This is a genomic window from Rhodococcus sp. Chr-9 (assembly GCF_000801125.1).
In the GTDB taxonomy this organism is placed as follows: Bacteria; Actinomycetota; Actinomycetes; order Mycobacteriales; family Mycobacteriaceae; genus Rhodococcus; species Rhodococcus pyridinivorans.
Genome location: NZ_JTIZ01000077.1, coordinates 1 through 24,030, shown reverse-complemented (window position 1 = coordinate 24,030; position 24,030 = coordinate 1). Strand labels below are relative to the sequence as shown.

Here is a 24,030-nt window from a genome sequence, read left to right as displayed (position 1 = left end):
CGGATGTCTTTGCTGTCGTCGGTGACTCTCTGGTGAGAAAACCTCATTGTTGAATCCGGTTGCAAGTACGATGATGTCGAACTCTCCGTGCTCGATACCATCGGATGTGCGAATTCCGGTTGCCGTGAACCCGGTGATCGGTGACTCCTGGATGGAGACGAGTTCGACGTTCTCCTGGTTCATCACCTCGTAGTAGTTCTGGTGCAGGGCCGGCCGCTTGGCTCCGAACGGATGAGGCGCTACGTCAGGCACCAGCAGGTCGGCCTTCACCGGGTCGAGGATCTGCGGCTTGATCTTGCTCTTCCAGAACTCGTAGACCATCGAGTTGGTTTCTTCGCTGAAGAGGTAATCGGAGAAGTTCCCGAGCCAGAATGCGAATCCGCCCTGATTCCAGAGACGTTCGAACAGTGCGAGACGCTCTTCCTCGGACGTGTCGACGCCATTTCGGGGATCGAACTCGTAGTCGATCGCAGCGAACGTTTCGCGACACTTGACCGCCACATCCGGCATGGTCTCCTTCAGGACCGCCTGCCTCTCCTCGGTGAGGTATTCCTGATGCATGGGCAACGAGAGGTTCGGCGTGCGCTGGAAGACGGTGAGTTTCTCGACGACAGGGCCGGCTTCCTGAACTACTTGGACTGCGCTGGCGCCGGTGCCGATGATGGCAACTCGTTTGCCGGTCATGTCGATGTCGTCTCGCCACCGCGCGGTGTGGACGAGTTCACCTCGATAGGCGTCCATTTCAGGGATGTTCGGGATGTAGGGTTCGGTAGTCGATCCCGTTGCGAACACGACGAAGCGTGCGCGGAAGCTCTCGTCGTTCTGTGAGACGAGGGTCCACATCCGCTCGTCCTCGTCGAACGTCGCGCTGACGACCTTGGTGTTGAAGCGCGAGTCCTTGCTCAGGTCCAGTTTGGAGTCGACGTAGTTGAAGTAACTGCGCATCTCTTCGTGGTCCGGGAACATCTGTGAGAAGTTCCAGTCCTTCCAAAGGTATTCATCGGTGAACTGGTAGACGGGTGCGTGGCTGTCGACGCGTGCGCCTGGGTAGCGGTTGAGGCTCCAGGCCCCACCGAAGCCTCCACTGGCTTCGAGCAGGATTACGGAGAACCCTTTGTCCCGAAGGTGGCGCAGCTGATAGATCCCGCCGAAACCGCCGCCGACCACGATGACGTCGTAATCCTGCGTTTCCGTCGTGGCGTGCTCAGGGAGATGGGTTGATGTCATGGGCCTAGACCTTTCCGAGGCTGACGTGCGGGCAGAGTTCCGGGGCGTTGTGTCTGGCTTTGCTTTCCGAAAGTCAAACGGCCTGTCGGAGTTGCGACCTCGTTGCGTATGGGGTGTGGCATGGGTCACGGAGATGGAATGAATCGACAATAGCGACCCACCAAAAAATCCGCAACTAGAAATAAAAATACGTAAATAAGTAGATAGGCGCTCTGCGGCAAGGTTTGCGCGTCTTCTGAAGGCGAGGGGGGACCATGTCAGGACAAGGGGTGTTTGTTGTCGGCGGGGGAGTTTGACACTCGGGCGCGTGCAGGCCGAGTTGCTTGGTGTCGACGGCACATCGACGAGTGCGGGACCCTCGGTTCCGCCCGATGTCGCGGACGGGTGCTACGGCGACGACGTGGGCGAAGCGAACTCGCTGTTGTGGAGTGCTTGCGCGACGCTCCCCTGCGGCCGGCCGGAGATCAGAAGCAGATCAACGATGTGAATGGTGGCTACAGGGTGCGAGACATGTTCGGGCGCACGTTCCTCCGCTGTGATCGAGGGCGTCTGCCGGACCCTGCCGACCGTTACGGTCTGCGGCGTTCGATCCGGAAGTCGCGCCGCGTGGAGGCGCACCCTCCGATATATCCGGTGGTCGAGCGGTGCACCGGGAATCGATCATCTGTTAGGTGAAGGTCGAGAGATCGAGCAGGCGGGTCCGATCGCGATGTGAGGGTCACGCTCGCTCGAGAGGCGGCGGCCTGGCCGTCGCGTGTTGCTCACGGATGCGGTCGCTTACCGCGAGTGACCGCATCAACCCTGGTCCGTTTCTGTGTCAGGCGGGGTGTGGCGTCGGTCGACACGGTCGTCGAGCCGGGTCGAGCGACTCATCGAGGAATCAGTGTCCGTGTTGCAGGCTAGCGAAAGCCCCACTTGGTGGCGTATCGCAGGCAGATCTCGACGAGTTCGTCCTGCCGTTCGACGATGGTCTCCCGTATCCCGACCACGCCGAGGGTGGCGATGGTCCGGCCGCGTTCTCGGAGGGCGACCGATACCCCGTCTGCATGTTCAACGGCCACACCGGGTGCCACGCATACGCCGGTGTTCTCGAGCTCATCGAGTGAGTGCAGGAAGCGCTCGACGAAGTCGGCATCGGAGGATGGTCGAGAGTTGAGGTACGCCCAGATGTCACGTTGATCGCGATCGGCCAGCAAGAGCCATCCTGCAGAGGTACGCAGGAGAGATCGGCGCACCCGGTTTTCTGCCAGGTATGCGTAATGCGGGTCGGAAGAGACGTGATCGACGTAGAACAGGTCGTCGCCGACAGATGTGGACAGTGTGGTGGTCAACCCGGTCTCGGCGTGGACCTGCTCGAGCTGATCATGGCTGATCGAGGTGACCGGAGGTCGGCCGGCGATGACGTTGAGAAGATAGGGTGCGGTGCCGAGGGTGTAGATCCGGTCGCGCTCGTCGAGGTAGCCGACGGCGACGAGGCCGTTGATCAGGCCCTGGACCGAACTGACGGGCGCGGCGAGTGCCCGTGCGATAGCGGTGAGGGTGAGGCCGTTTTCGGACCGGGCTACGAGTTCGAGGATCGAAGCCACCCGATCGACCATGCGGTGCCGGGGACGGCCGGGAACCTTCTCGACCGGCACGGCTCCGGGGGGCCCAGGAGTGTCAGCCATTTCGTGAGCCTATCAACAGGGAGAACTCCTCCAACCGATACATAATTACGTAAGATAATTCGCTATTGCGTAGATGTCGAGAACTGGATAGTGTCCCCCGAGAGGGGGTCGGCGTTCGCCCCCGATCCGACCGCCACTTACTCGGCGGCGAAACTCACGCGAGCATGTCGGGCGTCGCCCCAGCCGGAACTTCCTATGGAGGCACTATGAATTCCTCCGTCGCGCCGCCGACGACGGTGACCACTGATGAAATGGATGCTCTACGCGCCGAGGTACGCACCTTTATCGACAACGAAACTGCGGCAGGAACACTCACGCCGGGCATCGACACCTGGCTCACCCGGTGGGACGAGGACTTCACCCGCCGCCTTGCCGAGCACGGTTGGGTAGGAATGACCATCCCGACCGAGTACGGCGGGCACGGCCGGACCCATCTCGAGCGTTTCGTCGTCACCGAGGAGCTGCTCGCGGTAGGCGCACCGGTTGCAGCGCAATGGGTGGCAGACCGCCAGATTGCGCCGTCGTTGCTGAAGTACGGCACCGAAGAGCAGAAGCACAAGTACCTTCCCCGAATTGCCGCAGGTGAGTGCTTCTTCGGCATAGGAATGAGTGAGCCCGACTCAGGATCGGACCTGGCCAGTGTCCGGACCCGCGGCACCCGCGTGGACGGCGGCTGGACCGTCACCGGCACCAAAGTGTGGACCTCGGGCGCCCACCACGCTGAGGCGTTCATCGTGCTGGCCCGCACGGAACCACTCGACACGGCACACCGCCACGCGGGACTGAGCCAGTTCATCGTTGACCTCCGTTCCCGAGGCGTGACGATCCGGCCGATCATTTCCCTCTCCGGCGACCACCACTTCAACGAGGTGGTTCTGGACGAGGTATTCGTTCCCGACGCCATGGTCTTCGGCACGTTGGGCAATGGATGGGAACAGGTCAACTCGGAGCTTTCCTTCGAGCGCAGTGGACCCGAGCGTTTCCTTTCGACCTTCCGGCTCCTGGCTGCCGAGATCGGCGCGGTCCGAAAGGGACTGCTGCCCGAGCGCACCGATCTGGGACGTTCTGTGGCCCGGATGGTCGGACTGCACGCACTGAGCCAGAACATCGCCGGAGCCCTTCAACGTGGCGAGAAGGCCGACACTGCCGCCGCCCTGGTCAAGCTCCTCGGTACCAGCATGGAAGGCGACCTCGTCGAGTACGTCTCTGATCGGTTGGGCGACGAGAGCATGGACGGGCAGGCAGAAATCGGGGCTCTGTGCAGAGCCGGACTACACCAGCGTCCGGGGTTCACACTCCGCGGCGGTACCAACGAAATCCTGCGCGGCGTGATCGCGCGGGGGCTGGGGATGCGCTGATGACCACGACCGCGATCACAATCGATCTTGCCGTAGACCGGGATCTCCAGGACCTCATGGACGATCTTGTCGCTGGGCACTCGGGGCCGGACATCGAACCGGATCCGGCCGCTGTGTGGGCCACCTTGGGTGCGGTCGGACTCGCCAGGCTGACCGCACCCGAGGAGACCGGGGGCAGCGGCGCGGGTTGGGTCGAGGCCGCTGCTCTGTTGCGCACGACCGCCGCTGGCGGCGTGGCCGTGCCCTTCGCCGAGACCGATCTGTTGGCAGGTCCCTTGCGGCGTGCGGCCGGCCTCGACGACTCATCGTCGGACACAGCGACCGTCGCCGTCCTGAGGGCGGACGGCCTCGCGCGACGTGTGCCGTGGGCTGGTGTCACCGGGTCCGTTGTCTGCGTGCGTCGGGTCGATGCGGGCTACGAACTCGCGGACGTGCCCACCGATCGGCTGACCGTCGAGGCGGTCGAGGGGATCTCCGAGGTGCCCCTCGGGTCGGTCCAGGTCGACGGTGACGTTACTTGGTCACCGGTGGACACTCGTGCCGTCGAGGGCTATGTCCTGCGCGGCGCTCTCATCCGTGCGATCCAATGTGTCGGCGCTATGGAGGGCATGCTGGCTTCGGCGGTTGCGCACACCACCGACCGCGCTCAGTTCGGGCGCCCTCTGGCGCGGTTCCAGTCCGTGCAGAACCTCGTGGTCGACACTGCGGCCGAGTCCGTCCTTGCCGGTGCCGCCGTCGACACTGCTCTCGCAGATGCTGTTACCGACGATCTTGCCGGCGACTTTTCGGCGTTTCGTGTCGCAGTGGCCCGCAGTGTGGTCTCGCAAGCGCTGGCTGTGGCGGTGCGCAACACTCACCAAGTGCACGGCGCAATCGGCACCACCCATGAGCACACCCTCCATCGGCTCACCCTGCCTGCGTTGCAGTGGCGTTCGGAATTCGGGTCCGCTGCGTTCTGGGAGCGTCAGCTCAGCTGTGCTGCCGTCGACGCCGGTATGGACGGGACCTGGCCGATGATCGTCGAGGGTACGCGGATCACGGGTCCAGCTTCTGCCTATCTCGATGCTGTTTCGGGACGTTCACGTCCTGACTGAGTGCATGAGTTCCTGACGACGGTGACATCGCCGGGGTGCGAGCTCCCCGGCGATGGGGCGGCCGAGCGGCAGGACCGAAAGGGTCCTGCCGCTCGAGCTCTCACCTCTGACTTGTCGGAGGACGCGGGGTGTGGATTGCATCCACGCTAGTCGTAGACCTCGACGTACAGTTCGGCGATTTCGTCGACAGTGGGCACAACCGGGTTGTTGCCCGGCGAACCCGAATCGAGCGCCTGTTGCGCCATCAGTGGGATCAGATCGTTCCAGCGAGTTCGGTCGATGCCGTGGTCGCGGGGAGTGGGAACAGCCAGGTCATGACATAGTTCGGCCAGGGAGTCGACGAGGGACTGCGCGGCGATACCGTCACCGGTGGCTTCTGTGGCCACACCGATGGCCCTGGCACAGTCCGCGTACCGTGACTCGGCGCCCTTGACGGAGAATGCGGTGATCGCCGGGAGCAGCATGGCGTTGGACAGTCCGTGCGCGACATGGAAGTGCGCGCCGATGGGTCGGCTCATTCCGTGAACGAGGGCCACGCTTGCGTTCGAGAACGCCATGCCGGCCTGGGTGGCGGCGAGCATCATGGCTTCTCGCGCTTGCTTGTTCTCACCGTCTTCATACGCGGTGCGCAGATTCTGGCCGATGGTGCGCATGGCTGCGAGCGCGAGGCCGTCGGAGACAGGGTTGGCTTTTCGGCTTACATACGCCTCGATCGCATGGGTAAGTGCATCGACTCCTGTATCGGCAGTCAGGCGAGGGGGCATGGACATTGTCAGTTCGAAGTCCACGATTGCTGCGATGGGCAGGAAGGACAGGCCTGGACAGAGCATCTTCTCGTCCGTGACGCTGTCACTGATGATGGTGAACTGCGTAGCCTCCGAGCCGCTGCCGGCGGTGGTCGGGATCGCGACGACGGGAAGCGCTGGTCCGGTGTAGACGTGCGGGACCTTGTAGTCCCGCATCCGGCCCCCGCGGACCCCGAGGACGGCCAGCGCCTTCGCAGTATCCATCGGGCTGCCGCCACCGAAGCCGATCACCGAGTCGGCGTTGTGATCGGCGAGCAGGGCGAGCCCTGTTTCGAGGGAGTCGGTGGTGGGGTCGGGAACGGTGTCGTCGAACAGGGCTGGTGTGATGCGTGCTTCGCGCAGGAGGGTCAAGATCCGTTCGGACGCGCCAGTCGAGGTGAGGAACTTGTCGGTCACCACTACCGGGCGCTGCAATCCGAGTTGACGGATCACGTCCCCGATGTCGTCGATGGTGCCCCCGCCGATTCGCAGGAACCGTGGGAAGGCGATCTGGATACTCATGGTGCCGTCCTTAGTCGTTCTGAGGGAAGCCGAGGTTGATGCCGCCGTGGTTGGGGTCGAGCCAGCGGGTGGTGACGACCTTGCCGCGGGTGAAGAAGTGCACACCTTCGGTGCCGTGGGCGTGTGTGTCACCGAAGAGGGAGTTCTTCCAGCCGCCGAAGCTGTAGTACGCGGTGGGGACGGGGATGGGGACGTTGACGCCGACCATGCCGACCTCGACTTCGTTCTGGAAGCGGCGGGCTGCGCCGCCGTCGTTGGTGAAGATGGCGGTGCCGTTGCCGTAGGGGTTCGAGTTGATCAATTCGAGGGCTTCGTCATAGGTCCCGACCCGTACGACGGACAGGACGGGGCCGAAGATCTCGTCGGTGTAGACGCTCATATCGGTGGTGACGTGATCCAGAAGGGTCGGTCCGAGCCAGAATCCGTCGCTTCCGCCATCGGCCTGCACGGACCGGCCGTCGACTACGACGGTGGCGCCGGCAGCTTCGCCGGCGTCGATATAGGAAGACACTTTGTCACGATGTGCTTTGCTCACCAATGGACCCATATCCGAGTCCTTTGTGCCGTCGCCGGTTTTCAGGCTCAGGGTGCGATCCTTGATCTTTGCAACCAGCTCATCGGCGATGTCCCCGACCGCGACCAGTGCGGAGATCGCCATGCAGCGCTCACCGGCGGAGCCGAAGCCCGCGTTCACCATCGCGTCGGCGGCCAGATCGAGGTCGGCGTCCGGCAGAACAACGGCGTGGTTCTTCGCGCCGCCGAGTGCCTGGACGCGCTTGCTGTGGGCGGTTGCGGTTTCGTAGACGTACTTCGCGATGGGGGTCGACCCGACGAAGGAGATGGCCTTGATCGCCGGATTGGTGAGTAGTTCATCGACGGCTGTCTTGTCACCCTGCAGGACGTTGAACACGCCGGCGGGTAGGCCCGCCTCGGACCACAGTTCGGCGATCCACAGCGCTGCCGTGGGAACCTTTTCCGACGGCTTGAGGACCACGGTGTTCCCGGCGGCAATCGCGATGGGGAAGAACCACATCGGAACCATGGCGGGAAAGTTGAACGGGGAGATGATGCCAACCGGCCCGATGGGCTGGCGGATCGACGCCATGTCGACCTTGGTCGACGCGTTCTCGGTCATCCCACCCTTGAGAAGGTGAGCGATGCCGCAGGCAAATTCGACGACCTCCTGGCCGCGGGAGACCTCACCGAGCGCGTCGGAGAGCACCTTGCCGTGCTCGGAGGTGATGATCGCAGCCAATTCCTGCTTGCGGGCGTTGAGCAGTTCACGGAATGAGAACAGAATCTGTGTGCGCTTGGCGATCGAGGTATCTCGCCATGCGGGGAACGCCGCCGCGGCTGCCTCGATCACCGCGCGGGCGTCGTCTGTGCTCGCAAGTGCAACTTCTGCAGTCACTGCGCCGGTGGCGGGGTTGGTGACCGGGGCCGATGTGCCGTTGGTGCCGGTGAAGGGCTTGTTGTCCAACCAGTGTGGGATGACGGTCATGGTTATGTGCTCCTGTGACTCTGTGGTTTTCTCGAGTCTGTCGGTGCAGATGTGCCGCGGTCAACGAGTATCTTCGCAGTGATAACTGCAATTTTGCAGTAGCGAGGGAGTGGGATGTTCACCGCCGATAACATGCGTTTTCTGCTGGAGTTGTCACGGACCGGGCGGATCGCGGACGCGGCCAAACGGCTGGACGTCGATCAGACCACGGTGTCGCGCAGGATCACCCGACTCGAAAAAGACATGGGAGCGCGACTGTTCGACCGGGGATCGTCGGGATGGCAACTGACCGAGGCCGGCCGGCGTCTGGTGCCGTACGCAGAAGCGGTCGAATCGACTCTGTTGGCTGCACTCGACGCGACATCGTCCGCTGGATCCGGCAGTCTTCACGGCACTGTCCGGATTCTCACCCCGGACGGCTTCGGCGCCTATGTGTTGGTTCCGGGGCTGGGCATGGTGCGCGACAGACACCCTGACCTGTTCACCGAGCTGCGTACGTCGACCACGCACGATCTGGTGACCGGTCGCGACTTCGACCTCGCAGTCACTCTCGAACGGCCGTCACCACGATCGGTGTCCGTCAGCAAACTGGCCAACTACGACCTGCGTCTTTATGCATCACGTCGCTACCTCGACTCGCACAGTGCCATCGAGTCCCTCGACGACCTCGAGGACCACACGTTGGTGTGGTACGTGAACGCCATCTTGGACGTCGAGCCGCTACGTCGACTCGAGCGTCTCCTGCCCGAAGATCGCGCGCAAGTCCAGACGAACAACATCACCGGCCACTATCAGGCGGTCAGGTACGGAGTGGGTATCGCACCGCTCCCGACCTACATCGGTAATGCCGACCCCGATCTCGTGCCCGTACTCCCGGACAAGTTCGTGGCCGAGAGAACCTATTGGTTGGTTGTTCCGCGAGAACTGGCTCGCCTGGCACGGGTGCAGGCCGTCATCGAGGTTCTTCTCGACATCGTCAGCGAGAATCCGGATCTGAGGGCGCCGGGTCAGGGCGGTGATTCACGCTGATTCGCGTGCCGCTCGGATGGCTGTGGCGGTGGAAGGACGCCTCCGGCATCTTGTCTGTCTTGGGAACGGACGGACCAGGACGGTGTGGGAATGCCGGGCAGCTCTTCACTTTTCAGCCTTCGGTCTTCGGACGTCCATCCTATCGATCTTACCGATCGATAGGATGGTAAGTCAATGGTCCATAACTGTCAGTGGTCGTCACCAGATGGTGGTTTGACCTCTCATCTGAGATAAACAACCTGCATGATATGTGCTTGCGGGTGGTTCATGTCGGGTCGCAGGCGCAAATTAGGTAACCTGAGGTAACAACTTGTCGTGGTCGGTGTGTGGCTGCGAAGTGTCTCCGGAAGATTGGAGGAGGTCTGTGCTCGTTCAACCGGAGCGACGTAGCAGTCTCGCACGACCCGACGGGGGAGCGCCCTGGCTGGGGCGTAGTTGGACCGACATGCTCAACAGCGACGCGACGTGTCTACCGGAGGCGAGGTCCGGAGCTGAGCCCGTCATGAACGGAGAGACCCATGGGGGCTGAAGCCCGAGTTGCACCGACGTCACGTCGGCCGAAGGACCGCAATGTGCAGATTGCGAACAATGCACGTGAGCTGTTCGCACTCAGGGGCTTTCACGCCGTTCGCGTAGACCATATCGCCGAGGCGAGTGGAGTCACCGCGCGTGCGGTGTATCGGCACTACAAGAACAAGCAGGAACTCCTCGCCCGCATCATCGATGAGGATCAACAGCGTTGGATCGACGCTCTGGATTCGATCTCAGAGGTCGAGTCGGATGAGGAGCTGGCCCGGCATCTCGACTACCTGGCGCGTGTCGGTATCGAAAGTCGCCGGCTGTCGGTGCTGTGGCAGCGTGAAGCACGCCATCTCGACGAGGATGATTTCCGAACCGTACGAAGCAGGGCAGTGTGGATCTCGGACAACGTTGCCGGTCGACTGATCCGTCCGTGCCACCCCGGCCTCGGCGCGTTCGCAACCGATGTTCGCAGTTGGGCGGTTGTCAGCGTCTTGACCAGCCCGGCGTTCTACGACAGCGCGCTTTCGCGGTCTCGTCTCGCTACCGTGATGGCAACGGCATGCGAACGGATCATCGCTGCGCCGACAGTCGAGCCTGTGCGTCGCCGGGAGACGCCGACTGTCGAGAACGTGCCGATGGCGCGGCGCGAGCAGTTGCTTGCGGCCGCGGCGGCAGCCTTTCGTCGCAGTGGATATGCCGGCGTCAGCATCGACGATATCGGAGCGGATGTCGGGTTCGCCGGTCCGGCGATCTACCGGTATTTCAAGACCAAGTCGAGCATCCTCGTCGCATTGATGGAGCGATTCGCCGAGTGGCGAGCATTGGAGGTCGTTCGAGCGCTGCGCACCTCCATTGATCCGGCCGAAGTGTTGTCCGCGTTGATTTCCGGGTACGTGCGTCTCGGAATCGAGGCCGTGGATCTCCTCGCCGTGGCACTGACCGAAGGGCATTACCTTCCAGACGAGGATCGTGAGCGCTTCGAGCGGATCAATGACGATTTTGTCTCCGAGCTGCGCCGGTGGTACTCCTCGGTCCGGCCGGATGTCGACCCGGCGGCCGCGCAGTCGCTCGTGAGCATCGCGGTCACCGTGGTGCACGACTTGGTGCGGATTCCCCATTTCCTCCGCTCCCCGGACTTCGAATCCGAGCTCGATCGGGTAGTGCGTGCCCTGTTTGCAGACTGATGTCGACCGGCGTGCTGGGACGCGTGGGTCAGGCACGCCTCTGCCTTCCGATCTGTAGGTCGGTTTTCGAACCGGACCCTTCTCCCGCTCTCGACCGGTCGGAGCACCGGAGTTGGAGACGACCGCCTGGTGGGCCGTACGTGACAGATCGGCGTCGACGTCGTCCATATTGGTGCGTTCGGACCTGAGGGCGTAGTCGACGTCGGGCGGATGCCGGCCAGGTCCCGACCGTGTCGTTCGGATCGAAGGACCTGCCGAGGTTCCGAAAACTGCTCGAGCGCAGTGTTCATCGCCGTGAGCGAGTATTCGGTGACCTCGGGCTCGAACGTCGAGCTCACACAGTGGAGCGGCGCATCCATCTACTTCAACAGTGACGGCACGGGTGCTGGGGTTGTCCGACCCCAGCACCCGTGCCGTCACATCACTGTGTTCAGGTGCGGACGAAGCCGGCGTAATCGTTTTCTGCCGACTCCTGGTTCTTCTTCAGGTACTGGGCCAGACCACCGGGGTAGGCCAGCAGTTCACGCTTCTTCCCGGGCACATTGGCATTCATGTACCAGGAGTCCGCGAGCGGGAAGATCGTGGCGGCGGTGACTTCCTCGAAGTGCTGCTGCCACTCCTTCTCGCCCTCCGGCGTCGCTTCGATCCGGGTCAGGCCCCGCTCACGCATACTGACCAGGCAGTCGATCACCCAGTCTCCTTCGAGCTCTGCACAGGTCGGTCCGTTGCAGAAGGCCGACGGGCTCTGCGGTCCGTAGACGAAGAGGATGTTCGGAAAACCCGAGGTGGCACGACCGAGGAGGGTGTGAACACCGTTCGCGTAGGTCTCGCCGAAGGTCTCACCGTTCGTGCCTACGATGTCGATGTCGCAGAGGCCACCGGTGAACGAGTCGAATCCGGTCGCCAGGACGATGACGTCGAATTCGCGCTCGACACCATCAGCGGTGACGATGCCGTTCTCGTAGATGTGATCGATGCGGTTGTCGTTGACGTCCACGAGTTCGACGTTGTCTTGGTTGAAGGCTTCGTAGTAGGTGTATTCCAGCGGGCATCGCTTGGAGCCGAAGGGATACGGAGGCTCGGTCGGAACCAACTTCTCGGCGAGGACGGGATCCTTGATCCGGCCGCGGGTCTTGTCGCGCCAGAAACGGTAGATTCGGTTACTGACCTCGACGTCGAAGAACAGATCGGCGTAACCGCCCAGCCAGATCTGTAGGCCTCCTTCGGCGTACAGCTTCTCGAGTCCTTCGGTGAACTCCTCGTCGGTCATCTCGGCTGTCGGTTTGTAGACCAGATCGTAGGCGAGACCACCGAACGTCTGGTTGCGGAACTCGAAGAACTTCGGGTAGCTCTTGCGTAGCTCCTCGTTCGCGGCATGATCGAGCTTGGCCGAATACATCGGTAGCGTCATCGACGGCGTGCGTTGGAAGACCGTCATCGACTCCACCTGAGGGGCGATCGATTGGATGACCTGTACACCGCTGGCGCCGGTGCCGATCACCGCGACGCGCTTGCCGCGCATATCGTAGCCCGTGGGCCACTCGGCGGTGTGGAAGATGTCGCCCTCGAAGGTGTCGCGCCCCGCGATGTTCGGGATGAGCTTCTTGGAACCCGTACCGAGCATCGGAAGGAAGAACCGTGCCCGGGTCAGAAAGGTCTCACCGGTATTCTCGTTGCGGGACTCGACAACCCACTGATCGCGACTGGTGTCGAATCGGGCTGCGAGCACGCGAGTGCTGTAGTGGATCTCCGGACCGAGTTCGAGCTTGTCGACCACGAAGCGGAAGTACTCCTGCAGTTCCTCCTGACCGGGGAACATCTCCGACCAGTCCCACTCCTTCCAGATGCGCTCGTCGGAAAACTGGTACGCCGTGGCCTCGGTATCGACCCGGGCGCCGGGGTACTGATTCCAGTGCCAGACACCGCCGGCCTCGGAGCCTGCTTCGTACAGCTTCACCGTGAACCCCAACGCGCGCAGGCGTTCGAGCGCGTAGACGCCGGCGAACCCGCCGCCGACTACCAGCACGTCGAGCTCCTCGGTTACGGGACGAGTGTCCTCGAGTAGGGAGACCATTGTGTATTCCTTTCGCACCTTGGATCTGAAGCCTCGGGCTGTTCGATTCATCTGATCGATCGCAGCTCTGGACAAAGTCGATGTCGGACGCCGCAGCGGGCACCCTTCGATGTCCCGAGTTCACGAATGTCATCGAGCGCTAACGCGCACTCTCCGAATGGGACGATGGTGCCCCCGTCGTCAAAATATGTCAAGAATCACTAATTCGTGTTCGCGATGATCTGGTACCCGCGCCTTCCCGACGCGTCCATGCGACTGTAGTGAATGTAGGTGTTCTGCACGGTCGTTGGTCACGGTGGTCGGGGAGCCGCCGGCCTCGGACTCGAAGTATGGACGGTGCAGCGTTTCGCTAATGGTAACCATCGCTAACTTAATTGAGCTCATAGGCGGCTCGGGGATCTCGAGGTGGCGACCGGTGTCCACCGGGATGGCCCGAGACCCGCATACGGTGTGCCGAGTCGACCCGTAATGGTGCCGGGTGGAATGCGTCGACCGGCCCCGAACTTCTTCGCACCCGCCGCGTATCGCGGATGCGTCAAGGGTTGGTCTCCCACCGACCGGCCTCATCGAGACCTTACATAGCCTCCCAATATCGTTCGGAGCGCATGGAAGCTGATCGGTTCGCAGCGTCCGACAAGTGATTCTTGGTTCACGACGAGGCGCCCGAAATCTCGACGGGTCGAGGACGACGGTCTCGTGGGCGTGCGGAGAACCGGATCGTCCAGGCTGCCGCGTAAAGACCGCCAGCGTCGATCTCAGGACACGCCTCTCCCCGATGCTGACCGTGTGCCGTTGCGTGAGCGGTGAGCGGCCTACTTCTCGGGATCGAGGAGAGGGGTTCGAGTCGGTTTAGGAGATCTTCTTAGCATTTGATGACTTGTTGTCACCGGTGGGGGGAGTTTCTTCGCGAATCATCGTTGCTAGGGGAGAAGTCCTCGACGATTGTTGGGCGCCGCTGGGGCTTTACCGGCCGCTCGGGATGTCTGCGTCGACGTATGTGGATCCATTGCGTGGTACTAGGACAGGGTCCTGAAGTTAGTATCCCTTGACATCGTGCTGTGACGTGCATGACGCTGTGTGGGGAAGTTGTGGTGGTGAAGCGGGTCGGTCGAGCAAGGAGCGGCCGACCCGGCCGGGGGCTGCATGTATTGCCGCGCTGCCTACTGTGCCGCACTGCGGCTTCGTAGTGCGTATTGCGACTTGTGGACGAAAGGTGGTGCACGAGCGGGCATTCCGATCCGGAGCGAGATGCGCGGCTACGCAGACTGCATCTGTGCTCCGCGCGGGGTGAAAAATTAGTAGCCGTTGACAAAATGCGGATAAGGTCCCTAATGTGCTCTCATCTCACGAGACAAGCATCCGACTAGAGATTAGCATTCATAGACTTAATGTCGGACGCTGCAGGCTTGCTCACGGTGTTCAGAACAGGATGGACCAGCATGGAAACGTTCGAGTTTATCGAGTTCGAGGAGTCCGGAGCGACTGCGACGGTCTGGCTCAACCGCCCGCCGGCCAACGCAGTCAGCCAGGACATGTACGTCGAACTGAAGCAGTTCTTCGACAATGTCGACAAGTACCTTCCCGACGCGCGTGTCGTCGTCGTCGCAGGCCGCGGCAAGCATTTCTGCGGTGGCAACGACCTGGAAGAATTCAAGACCCTGTCGCCGGAGAACTCGCCCGCACGCATGAAACAGGTACGCGAGGCCTTTTTCTCGATCCGGGACAGTGCGAAGCCGACGGTGGCAGCGGTGCAGGGTGCGGCTGTCGGTACGGGCCTGTGTATTGCAGCCTCGTGTGACCTGGTCGTGGCTGCGGAGAACGCGCGATTTTCATTGCCGGAAGTGAACGTGGGGGTTATGGGTGGCGCCAAGCATCTCTCGCGTCTCGTCCCACAAGGCATGGTCCGCTTGATGCATCTGAGTGGTGACATGGTGCCGGCCGCAGACATTTACAAGTTCGGTGGGATCGTCGAGGTCGTGCCGAACGACGAGCTGATGACTCGCGCCCAGGCACTCGCCGATTCACTTGCTCGACACAGCCCGGCCGCGTTGCGCTTCGCGAAGCTGAGTATGAACACCATCGAGTACATGGACCTCGAGTCCGGTTACGAGTACGAGCAGTCGCTCACCGGTGAACTGTCCGGTTACGAGGACTCCAAGGAAGCAGTCAACGCCTTCCTCGAACGTCGTACTCCCCACTACACGGGCAGGTGACCACGATGACGACGGATCTGGCCGAATATCGGTCCGGGGTCCGCGCGTGGTTGGCCGACGCGGACATTCCCGCCGTTCCCCTCGATCTCGACGAGCGATTCGATGTTCTGCGCGACTGGCAGCGAGCGCTGTTCGAAGCCGGAGGGCTGGGCATCAGCTGGAGCAAGGAGGCCGGCGGCCAAGGGTTGTCCCATCTGCACCAACTGGCGTTCGCTGAAGAGCTGGCTTATGCCCGGGCGCCGATGCCTATCGGTCTGATCGGCCTCGACGTAGTCGGACCGTCGATCGACGAGTTCGGCCAGCAGTGGCAGAGAGAAGAACTCCTACCGAAGCTGCTCTCCGGTGAGCACATCTGGTGCCAGGGCTTCTCCGAACCCGAGGCCGGGTCGGACCTTGCCTCGCTGCGCACCCGGGCCGTGCTCGACGGTGACGAGTTCGTGATCTCCGGACAGAAAGTATGGACCAGCTGGGCGCACAAGGCGCAATGGTGTGCGCTGCTCGTTCGTACTGACCCTGCTGCACACAAGCACGCCGGAATCAGCTACCTGCTAGTGGATATGTCCACGCCGGGAATCACGCCGAAGCCCCTTGAGCAGATGACGGGCGACCGCGAATTCTGTGAGGTCTTCTTCGACGAAGTACGCGTTCCGCGGCGGAATCTTGTCGGAGAGCTCAACGGCGGTTGGGCTGTTGCGACGCACACTCTCGGTATCGAGCGTGCTGCCTACACGTTGCGCCGGCGAGTCGATTACGAAGTCGCGTTCGAAGACGCCGTCGCTGCGCTTCGAGATCATGGGCTTCCCGCGCCGGAAACCGGGCTCGGACGCCGTGTACGCATAGCGATCGGCAAGGCGCACGTTGCATTGAAAGTCCTGAGCGCGCAAACGCAGAAAACGGTCGCGCGACTCGCTGCGGGACAGGTCCCGACTCCGGAGGATTCCGTCGATAAGCTTCTGCTCAACGAGGTCGAGCAGATAGTTTTCGGGGAGATCGCCGAGCTTCTCGGTCCATACCGGGCCGTCGAGGAAAGTCGGCCGTTGGGGCTGGCATCAGATCGGTGGGCACATGACCACCTCTATTCGCGGGCGACCTCCATCTATGGCGGCACCTCTCAGATTCAGCGAAATATCATCTCGGAACGACTGCTAGGACTCCCTCGTGGCTGACGACACCACTACTGCAGAACTGGCCAACAGCCTGGAAGACTTCCTCGCACGCAGTTACGATTCCGCCACCCGACGCGCAGTGCTCTCGGAGAGGAGGGTCACCGAGCTCGGTGGTGTTCTCGGCGAGATGGGAGTGTTCGCTACCTCTGTACCCGAGGTGTTCGGCGGGCTGGGGCTTCCGATGGCGTCGCTCGGACCGTTGTTCACCCTGTACGGCAGGTACCTGGTACCGGGGCCATTGCTGGAGAACTCGCTACTTCCGGCTGTTCTGGCCGCTGATGCACCGGAGACCGCCCGCGCAGCGTTCAAGGCAGCGATGAGCGGTGACGGACAGTTGGCCCTCGTCGATCCGCACGCCACCGGAGACTGGGACGGCGGATCGATCACCGTCCGCAACGGCAGACTCTTCGGACGCTGTCACCTCGTTCGGTTCGGTGGTGATGCGACGCAGCTGGTCGTCGTTTCGGATGATCAGCAGTTATGGCTCGTCGATCCCCATGCGGGAGGCCTCGAGATGATCCAGGCCGATGCCAACGCAGATCCGCTCTCGTCTTTCGCGTCGGTTGGTCTGGACGACGTCGCCGGCACGCCGCTCGCTGATCCGTCTGCAGCGCCGAGGCTGATCGAAGAGATCCGTTCGTGGGTCAGAACGCTCGTCGCATGTGAGTTGAGTGGAATCGCCGCCCATTGCTTACGCACCACGATCGATTATGCGAAGGAGCGTGAGCAATTCGGTCGCCCGATCGGGTCTTACCAGGCGATCAAGCACATCATCGCCGATATGCATGTACATGCCGCCTCGGTCCGGAATCTCTGCGATTCCGTACTCGCGGACTTGGTGAACAGCGAGGCGCCGACAGCGGTCGACGCAGCTGTGCTGAAGGCGCACGCTTCCAAGGTGGCCGTCGAGGTCTGCCAGGACGCGATCCAGGTGCACGGTGGAATCGGATTCACCGCCGAGGTCGATCTGCACTGGTTCTACAAACGAGCGCTCGCCCTACGGCCCTGGTACGGCGATACCCGGGCATTGGAAGAGATGGTCGGTGCGGCAGCATTGGCGCAGACCACAGAACACGCAAGCACGGCGAAGGCGGTCTGATGATCCCACGAGGTGGAAATGTCGCTCCCACTCGCGACTACGTGGCGTCCGGGGATTGGGACGGCGCCTTCATCGACGACTATCTGGCGACCGCAGCCGCCGCGGTACCGGACCGGATGGCACTCGCCGAGCCAACCCGATCGTTGACCTTCGCCGAGTTCGACGCAGCAGTGAATGCGTTGGCAAGCGCCTTGCAAGCGCATGGCATTGCGCCTGGCGATGTCGTCTCGTGGCAGTTACCGAACTGGATCGAAGCGTGCGTGGTCCATCTGGCTGCCATACGTATCGGTGCTGTGAGCAACCCGATCATCCCGATCTACCGGCATACCGAGACCGCGTTCATTCTGCGACAGTCTGCTTCGAGAATCGTCTTTGTCCCGTCGGTCTTCCGGAACTTCGACTACGCGGCGATGGCCTGCGAGATCGCTCGTGAACTGGACGAACCACCTACCGTCGTAGTAGTCGGTGAGGGGAGCCCAGCCGGCGGCATTCGGTACGACGCCTTCGTCGACGGTGCGGAAAAGCCGAACCGTGTCGACCGCTCACCGGACGATGTTGTGCTACTGCTGTACACCTCGGGAACCACATCCGATCCCAAGGGCGCGATGCACAGCCACAACACTCTCAACTACGAGAACCGCAGCATCGCCGACCTTCTCGAACTGAGCGAATCCGATGTGATCTTCATGCCGTCGCCGGTCGGACACATCACCGGAATCCTGTACGGGATCCAGCTACCACCGATGCTGCGCAGCGGCGTGGCACTGCTCGATGTCTGGAGTCCGCAGGCGGGCATGCGTCTGATCGACGAGTACCGCTGCACCACGACGGTCGCTGCGACTCCGTTCCTGCACGGGATCGTCCACGACCCGTCCGGCTCGTCACATGACCTCTCCTCGATGAGGAACTTCCTTTGTGGTGGCGCCGATGTTCCCCCTGACCTGGTCATCGAGGCCACCGACACCCTTGATGCACTGGTTGCGCGTGTCTACGGATCGACGGAGTTTCCGACGGCATCGGCCGGCAAGCGCAACGATCCCTTGACCAAACGAGCAACGACAGATGGCCGAGCAATCAAGTCTGCGGAGATCCGAATTGTCGACGACGACATGCAGGACGTGACCCCAGGGATTCCCGGCGAGATTCTGCTGCGCGGGCCGGAGATGTTCCTCGGATATCTCGACAACCGGCTCAACGACAGTGCGTTCACCGCGGACGGTTGGTTCCGCAGCGGTGACCTCGGACGTCTCGACACCGAGGGCTACCTCGAGATCGTCGGCCGCAAGAAGGACATCATCATCCGCGGCGGCGAGAATCTCAGTGCCAAAGAGGTAGAGGACCACCTATTCGCCCATCCGATGATCGCCGACGTCGCGGTCGTCGGATCGCCGGATCCCGTCCTCGGAGAACGAGTCTGCGCGATCGTTGTACCGGAGCCCGAAGTCGACATCGAGCTCGAGCATCTCACCGGATGGTTGATCGAACGCAACATCGCACGGCAGAAGCTCCCGGAAAGCCTGATCGTCGTCGACGAGTTGCCGCGGACGGCAAGCGGGAAGATCCAGAAGTTCAAATTGCGGGAGCTCGCGGCGGACCGCGCCAAAGGCACAGTCCACCGTTGAGTGGACCCGACACACCGGACACAAGCCCCCTTCATTCCTCGAGCAATGACCATCGCCGCGAATCCCTCGCGGCGGGATGGAGAACATCATGAGAGAGCACCGCTCGGCCGTTTTCTCGACCGGTCACCAGTTCCTCGAAGGTCTTCGTTGGCACCATGGCAAGCTCTGGGCCAGTGATTTCTTCAGCAAGACGGTGAAGACGTTCAACGCCGACGGTTCGTACACGGACGTCGCCGAGGTCGAAGGCTCGCCATCGGGACTCGGCTTCCTGGATGACGGTTCGGTCCTCGTCGTGTCACAGATGGATCGAACCGTCGTGCGGATCGAGCCTGACGGTACACAGTCGGTGCACGCTGACTTCAGCCAGTACGCCGGCGGCATCGGCAACGACATGATCGTCACAGGCAAAGGTGATGGGTACGTCGGAAACTTCGGTTTCGCTCTCGGGGAGGAAGACCCGAAGACAACACGCTTGGTCCATGTGTCTGCAGACGGCTCCGTCAACCCCGTCGGTGGTGAAGTTCTGTTCCCGAACGGCATGGCGATCACCCCGGACAGAGTTCTTCTCACCGCCCAGACATGGCGGCACTGCATCACGGCGTTCGACATCCAGGAAGACGGAAGCCTGGTCAACGAACGAATCTGGGCCCAGCTCGACGATTCCGTTCACCCGGATGGCATCGCACTCGACGCTGACGGCGGTGTGTGGTTCGGCAACGCGTTGACCCTCGAGTCGGACAGTGGCTTCTACCGAGTTGTCGAGGGAGGAGAGATCACCGACAGGGTTGCGATCGAAGGGGCCTGGTCGGTCACCTGTGCATTCGGCGGTGACGATCTCCGCACCCTGTACATGGCGTGCAATGTGACCACGCTCGAGGAGTTTCACGACGGCAAGTCGACTTCGGTAGTCGCGACTGCGAACGTCGGTTACAAGGGCAGCCCGGCAATGTGAGTAGGACTGCCGCAGAAGTATCGGGTCCAAGGGCTGATCTCGGCCGAGTCGACCCCGGTGCTTATGCGGGATTCGGGCGCACTGCAGGTGGGATACGCGCGAGGAGGGAAATCAGGTCGGTCTGACAGGCGTAACCGAAATAGGTGTTCAGTATCGTGGAGAACCCGAGTGCATCGGGCACGTCATAGGCTGGAAGTTCGGCCTCGATCGTGGCGACACAGCGATCGTAGGCTTTCCTGATCGCCGGCGAAGAAGTGGCAACCTGAATGTGTTCACGCGCCGGTGATGTCAACAAGTCCCCATTGAAAAGGTCGATACAGATCGGTTCGGTGACTTCAGCATCAGGGTTCATAGGCACACACGTGAATATCCGACCACCGCGGGACCTCACCTCGCGCCATGCTGCGGTTTCGGCACTGTCGACCCGATCGAGCCACTCGAGGTGACGTTCGGCGAACTCGACAAACCCTGCAGCATCGAACTCCGACTCTCGCCGAATATTCGAATTCGACTCAGCTTCTCCCGGATTGATGTTGGACGCAATTGCGCGCGGGTCCGCGGCGTCCGTCCTGCTCCGCTGGGACGCCGCCGTATGGACAGGTGCGGTGTCGAAACCGGACTCAGGTTGAGAACGACAAACCGAAGGCATTACCCCGAGGTTCGGACCGGACAAGGTCATCGTGCATCTACTCCTTCACTACGACCCCTGTCATATGATCGTGTGGACGACCTCCTGTCGTTACTGACTCAGCGCCATCTCCGGCAACGGGACGGCGAGCTCGGATCACTCTGTTGTCGCTTGCCAGGTTGATGGGACCACCTGATTGCCAGAGGGTAGGGACCACCGTGGCGCGTTATTGAGGATGCGTGTTGTCGGTGGCGGCGTCAACTGCTCCGGGCCGGGTGCGTTGACGGTAGGACGGTCCTTCGACGACGAGGGTGTGGGCGCTGGAGGTCAGCCGGTCGATCGCGGATTGGGCGAGGAGGGTGTCTGCGGTCATCGTCAGCCACTCCGACGGCTCCCGATTTGATGTGACGATCGTGGTCTTCTTCTTGTGCCGTTCTACGATGAGTTCGTAGAAGTCGTTGGTTTCGGTGGCATCGAGCGGTCGCAGCGCGAAGTCGTCGATGATGAGCACGTCGATCGCGGTCAACCTGCGGATCTCGGCGTCGACGGTGTTATCCAATCGGGCTGCGCGGAGCCGGGTGAACAGCTTGTCCGATCGCGCGAACAGAGCACTGTGTCGCCGCCGGATTGCCATGTGCCCTAATGCTGTTGCCAGATGGGTCTTGCCGACCCCGACCGGGCCGAGAACGATCGCGCACTGCTGGTTGTCGAGGAACCGCAATGAGGTCAGATCTGCGAGGAGTGTCCGGTCGTAGCGCAGATCATCGAGCGCATTCCAGGTATCGAACACCATCGCCGGGTCGAGTCCTGCCTTGGTGGCTCGTAGTGTCGCCGAACGTGATTCACGCCGGTTCACTTCGTCGGCGAGGAGCACTTCGAGGAACCCGATGTGGCTGAGTTTGTGTTGACGGGCCAGGGCGGCGCGTTCGGGCAGCGTGTCGGCCAGCGCCCCGAGTTTGAGAGCTTTGAGCAGTCGGACCATGTCGGTACCGACAGGTTCGGTGGCTGCGGTGCGGGTGTGGGTGCTCATCGGTGGATCTCCGTGTTCTCGGCGCTGTCGCCGACGACTGACAGTGTGGGTGCATTTGCGGCAGTGTTGAATTCGGATGGATCACGTGAGAATCGTGATGCGGTGTGTCCGACTGCTTTCGGCAGATCCGGCGAGGTCTTTTCGGTGGCGCGCTCGAGCATCGAGGCGATCTTGGTGACCGAGACGACGTCGAGGTCGAGCGACAGGGTGCAGGCCTGCTCGACCCGTTCGGCTCCGTAGCGGCGGACCAGTCCTTGCAGACGGTAGACGCTGCGGATCCTCGTCCACGGCAGCGGATCGTCGAGGATGCGTTCGGCGTAGATGCCGATGTTCGGCCCGTGCGCGGTGCACTTGGCGATCAGAGAGGTGACATCACGCAGCGCGTAGTCGGATCTGTGTTCGGGCAGGTCAGCGCGGTCGGTGCTCCGTCCACCCGGCGGCGTGCGGGGGTGGATCTTCACCAGGATGCCGCGGTGATAGAACTTCACCAGTTCGGTGTCGGCGCGCACCGACAGCGTCGATCCGATCCACTGTTGCGGCAACGAATACAACGCCCGCCCGACTTCTGCGTGGAAATCACGGTGCACTTTCACGTCCTTGAAGATCGGCACATCGTAGACCGCCGGCACCGGCAACAACATGGGTCGTTCGGCAGTGTCGAAGACCTCCAGCGGTCGTGCGCAGGTGGTGCCGTGGATACGCATGCCCGCGGTGGTGCTGCACCAGCGGACGACGGACTCTTGAGCTTCGGCGAGATCGGTGAAACGTTCACCGACCCAGAAGTTTCCGCGCACGTACTGCACGGTGCGTTCGACGCGGGGTTTGTCCTTCGGTGACCGCACCCGGGCGGGATCGGTGATGAATCCGACGTGANCGAGCCACCCCTCGCTGAAACGCGGGGTGATCGGGTCCGCCGCGGTGACGACGGGTCTGAGGTTGTCGGGGATCAGGACCGCGAAGACCCCGCCGAAGAACTTCCATGCCGCCTCGCATCCGGCGATCACCGCCGCCAGCGTCTGCGAATAGGTCAACCACACGAACATGTGCCGGCTGTACACGGCGGTGAAGATCAGGGCATGAACTTTCCGGGATCGGCCGTCCTCGGGGTCGGTGAGCATCCCCAGATACCCGAAGTCGATTTGGCATTCGACACCCGGATCTCCGTCGACGACCCGAACGGTGAGGTCCTTGCGGCCGAAACCGCACCGCTCGGTAGCGAACCGGTGCAGCGTCCGGTACGGCACCACACAGCCTTGGCGGGCGAGGAGCACGTGGATCTTGGTGATCGTCAGCGGTTTGTGCTCATCGTCCCCGGCCACCCACCTGGTGATCTGCTGCTCGTGAGGAACCAACTGTTCCCATGCCGCACCGTGTCCATGAGGCCGGTCGGGGCGCACGGTGTCGACGACCGCAGCGATCAACTCGTCATCGATGTCGGCTGCAGTGCCGTCCCTGTTCAGCCCGGCAGTCTGGGCGGCGTCGACGTAGCGTCGGACGGTCTTGCGGTCCACCCCGGCGTGGTCTGCGATGGTGCGCAGCCCAGGCGCCGGCAGAGCGGCTGTCCCGAGCCATAGTCGCAGTACTTCTCTGATCTCGTTCACACTGATCTCCCGAAAAGCCATGCCCGTCGACCTCCGCGACCTCGCTTGAGCTGTCACAGACGATCGAACGAGCAAACGACGAGATCACCGGCAAGGCGCGCCGGTGGTCCCATAACTGGCAATCCAGGTGGTCCCATCACCCTGGCAAAATCAGCTCACACCGGTCCCATGCTCATGGCAGACGACATCTGTGTTCGATCTCCTTGGAATCGACGCGAATACGTTCTCTAACTTGAGATATGAAGCCGGATCCGGGTAAGCACATCGATACGGAGCCGACGACAGCAACGTACACTTCGATGGGTATCGGTAGGACGACTCTGACCGGCGTCAGCGATTCCCGTCGTGGATGGGCCACTACGAACACCACAGCGCGCACTGCGGCGATCCGTCGCTACGTCGACATGCTGCAAACAGCTCGCCGGCGAAGGGAGTGTTCTATCGAGGACGGAGAACCCTGCTTCGATCGTCGCCTTTGATCACCGAAGCAGGGTCCTGGCAGCCCGAGCGCAGGCAGCAGGTGGGATCTGCCCGTGCCCAGTGGCGGAGGCACGCCGCCTTGCCCATGCCGCATACGCACCATCGGCCGACACGTGGCTTTCGGTGGATACTCATGAGACGAACCGTCAACAGGTAGCTCGCTGTTTCTGGACCGCATGACTGTCGACGGAAGATACCTGCTCAATCAATATATGTAACAGTACTGTTCACCAGGGCCTCGGCAAAGTCGTAAGTAAGACCAGCTGACCTGCGGTT

General features: G+C 62.2%; 16 protein-coding genes and 2 pseudogenes. 9 read left to right on the top strand and 9 right to left on the bottom strand.

Going from position 1 to position 24,030, the window contains the following annotated elements; translation table 11 throughout:
- Together QR64_RS11700 and QR64_RS11695 are read right to left on the bottom strand one after the other, a co-directional pair.
- The coding region (locus QR64_RS11700) for a flavin-containing monooxygenase (protein WP_052227284.1) at positions 1-1,227 on the bottom strand (1,227 nt) is incomplete at its 3' end.
- 899 nt (positions 1,228-2,126) lie between these two features.
- Positions 2,127-2,825: a helix-turn-helix domain-containing protein gene (locus QR64_RS11695; protein WP_152640947.1), complete on the bottom strand. Its 699-nt coding sequence runs from the start codon at positions 2,823-2,825 to the stop codon at positions 2,127-2,129.
- 275 nt (positions 2,826-3,100) lie between these two features.
- Between QR64_RS11695 and QR64_RS11690 the strand changes: the two genes are divergently transcribed.
- The gene (locus QR64_RS11690; protein WP_039585270.1) at positions 3,101-4,252 is read left to right on the top strand and encodes an acyl-CoA dehydrogenase family protein; all 1,152 of its coding nucleotides are present in this window, start codon (positions 3,101-3,103) and stop codon (positions 4,250-4,252) included.
- On the top strand, positions 4,252-5,346 hold the full coding sequence (locus tag QR64_RS11685; RefSeq protein ID WP_006550545.1) for an acyl-CoA dehydrogenase family protein: 1,095 nt from the start codon (positions 4,252-4,254) through the stop codon (positions 5,344-5,346). The genes QR64_RS11690 and QR64_RS11685 overlap by 1 nt, the downstream gene beginning before the upstream one ends.
- Before the next feature lie 146 nt (positions 5,347-5,492).
- Here QR64_RS11685 and QR64_RS11680 read toward each other — a convergent pair whose 3' ends face one another.
- Both QR64_RS11680 and QR64_RS11675 read right to left on the bottom strand, forming a co-directional pair.
- On the bottom strand, positions 5,493-6,653 hold the full coding sequence (locus QR64_RS11680; RefSeq protein WP_006550544.1) for an iron-containing alcohol dehydrogenase: 1,161 nt from the start codon (positions 6,651-6,653) through the stop codon (positions 5,493-5,495).
- 10 nt (positions 6,654-6,663) lie between these two features.
- Entirely contained in the window at positions 6,664-8,154 is a 1,491-nt protein-coding gene (locus QR64_RS11675; RefSeq protein ID WP_039585269.1) for a CoA-acylating methylmalonate-semialdehyde dehydrogenase, read from the bottom strand.
- Between the two features lie 114 nt (positions 8,155-8,268).
- On the opposite strand from QR64_RS11675, the gene QR64_RS11670 reads away from it, so the two are divergent.
- Positions 8,269-9,183, top strand: a complete 915-nt coding sequence (locus QR64_RS11670) for a LysR family transcriptional regulator (protein WP_039585268.1) — start codon at positions 8,269-8,271, stop codon at positions 9,181-9,183.
- A 572-nt stretch (positions 9,184-9,755) separates the two neighbouring features.
- Positions 9,756-10,889 (top strand): TetR/AcrR family transcriptional regulator, encoded by a 1,134-nt coding sequence (locus QR64_RS11665; protein ID WP_006550541.1) that lies wholly within the window; start codon positions 9,756-9,758, stop codon positions 10,887-10,889.
- 430 nt (positions 10,890-11,319) lie between these two features.
- Here the strand turns inward: QR64_RS11665 and QR64_RS11660 are convergent, their stop codons facing one another.
- Positions 11,320-12,963 carry a flavin-containing monooxygenase gene (locus tag QR64_RS11660; RefSeq protein ID WP_039585267.1) on the bottom strand — a complete coding sequence of 548 codons (1,644 nt, stop codon included), beginning with the start codon at positions 12,961-12,963 and terminating at the stop codon, positions 11,320-11,322.
- Between the two features lie 1,415 nt (positions 12,964-14,378).
- Between QR64_RS11660 and QR64_RS11655 the strand changes: the two genes are divergently transcribed.
- The 5 genes from QR64_RS11655 to QR64_RS11635 all read left to right on the top strand — a co-directional run bounded on the left by QR64_RS11655 (position 14,379) and on the right by QR64_RS11635 (position 20,015).
- The gene (locus tag QR64_RS11655; protein WP_235367108.1) at positions 14,379-15,176 is read left to right on the top strand and encodes an enoyl-CoA hydratase-related protein; all 798 of its coding nucleotides are present in this window, start codon (positions 14,379-14,381) and stop codon (positions 15,174-15,176) included.
- 5 nt (positions 15,177-15,181) lie between these two features.
- The gene (locus QR64_RS11650) at positions 15,182-16,342 is read left to right on the top strand and encodes an acyl-CoA dehydrogenase family protein (RefSeq protein ID WP_039585273.1); all 1,161 of its coding nucleotides are present in this window, start codon (positions 15,182-15,184) and stop codon (positions 16,340-16,342) included.
- A complete protein-coding gene (locus tag QR64_RS11645) occupies positions 16,335-17,441 on the top strand; it encodes an acyl-CoA dehydrogenase family protein (RefSeq protein ID WP_039585265.1) in 1,107 nt (368 codons plus the stop codon). The genes QR64_RS11650 and QR64_RS11645 overlap by 8 nt, the downstream gene beginning before the upstream one ends.
- Entirely contained in the window at positions 17,441-19,063 is a 1,623-nt protein-coding gene (locus QR64_RS11640) for an AMP-binding protein (RefSeq protein ID WP_039585264.1), read from the top strand. Before QR64_RS11645 ends, QR64_RS11640 begins: the two co-directional genes overlap by 1 nt.
- Before the next feature lie 88 nt (positions 19,064-19,151).
- The gene (locus tag QR64_RS11635; RefSeq protein WP_039585272.1) at positions 19,152-20,015 is read left to right on the top strand and encodes an SMP-30/gluconolactonase/LRE family protein; all 864 of its coding nucleotides are present in this window, start codon (positions 19,152-19,154) and stop codon (positions 20,013-20,015) included.
- Positions 20,016-20,076: 61 nt separating this feature from the next.
- Here the strand turns inward: QR64_RS11635 and QR64_RS26535 are convergent, their stop codons facing one another.
- The 4 genes and pseudogenes from QR64_RS26535 to QR64_RS27775 all read right to left on the bottom strand — a co-directional run.
- Positions 20,077-20,694, bottom strand: coding sequence for a hypothetical protein (locus QR64_RS26535; protein WP_139192934.1), 618 nt, complete (start codon positions 20,692-20,694; stop codon positions 20,077-20,079).
- Positions 20,695-20,869: 175 nt separating this feature from the next.
- Entirely contained in the window at positions 20,870-21,673 is an 804-nt protein-coding gene (gene istB, locus QR64_RS11630) for an IS21-like element helper ATPase IstB (protein ID WP_039585263.1), read from the bottom strand.
- Positions 21,670-22,546, bottom strand: a pseudogene (locus QR64_RS27780) (Mu transposase domain-containing protein); the annotation flags it as partial. The pseudogene QR64_RS27780 and the gene istB, both read right to left, overlap by 4 nt.
- A 1-nt stretch (position 22,547) precedes the next feature.
- Positions 22,548-23,295, bottom strand: a pseudogene (locus tag QR64_RS27775) (IS21 family transposase); the annotation flags it as partial.
- Positions 23,296-24,030: the final 735 nt, after the last annotated feature.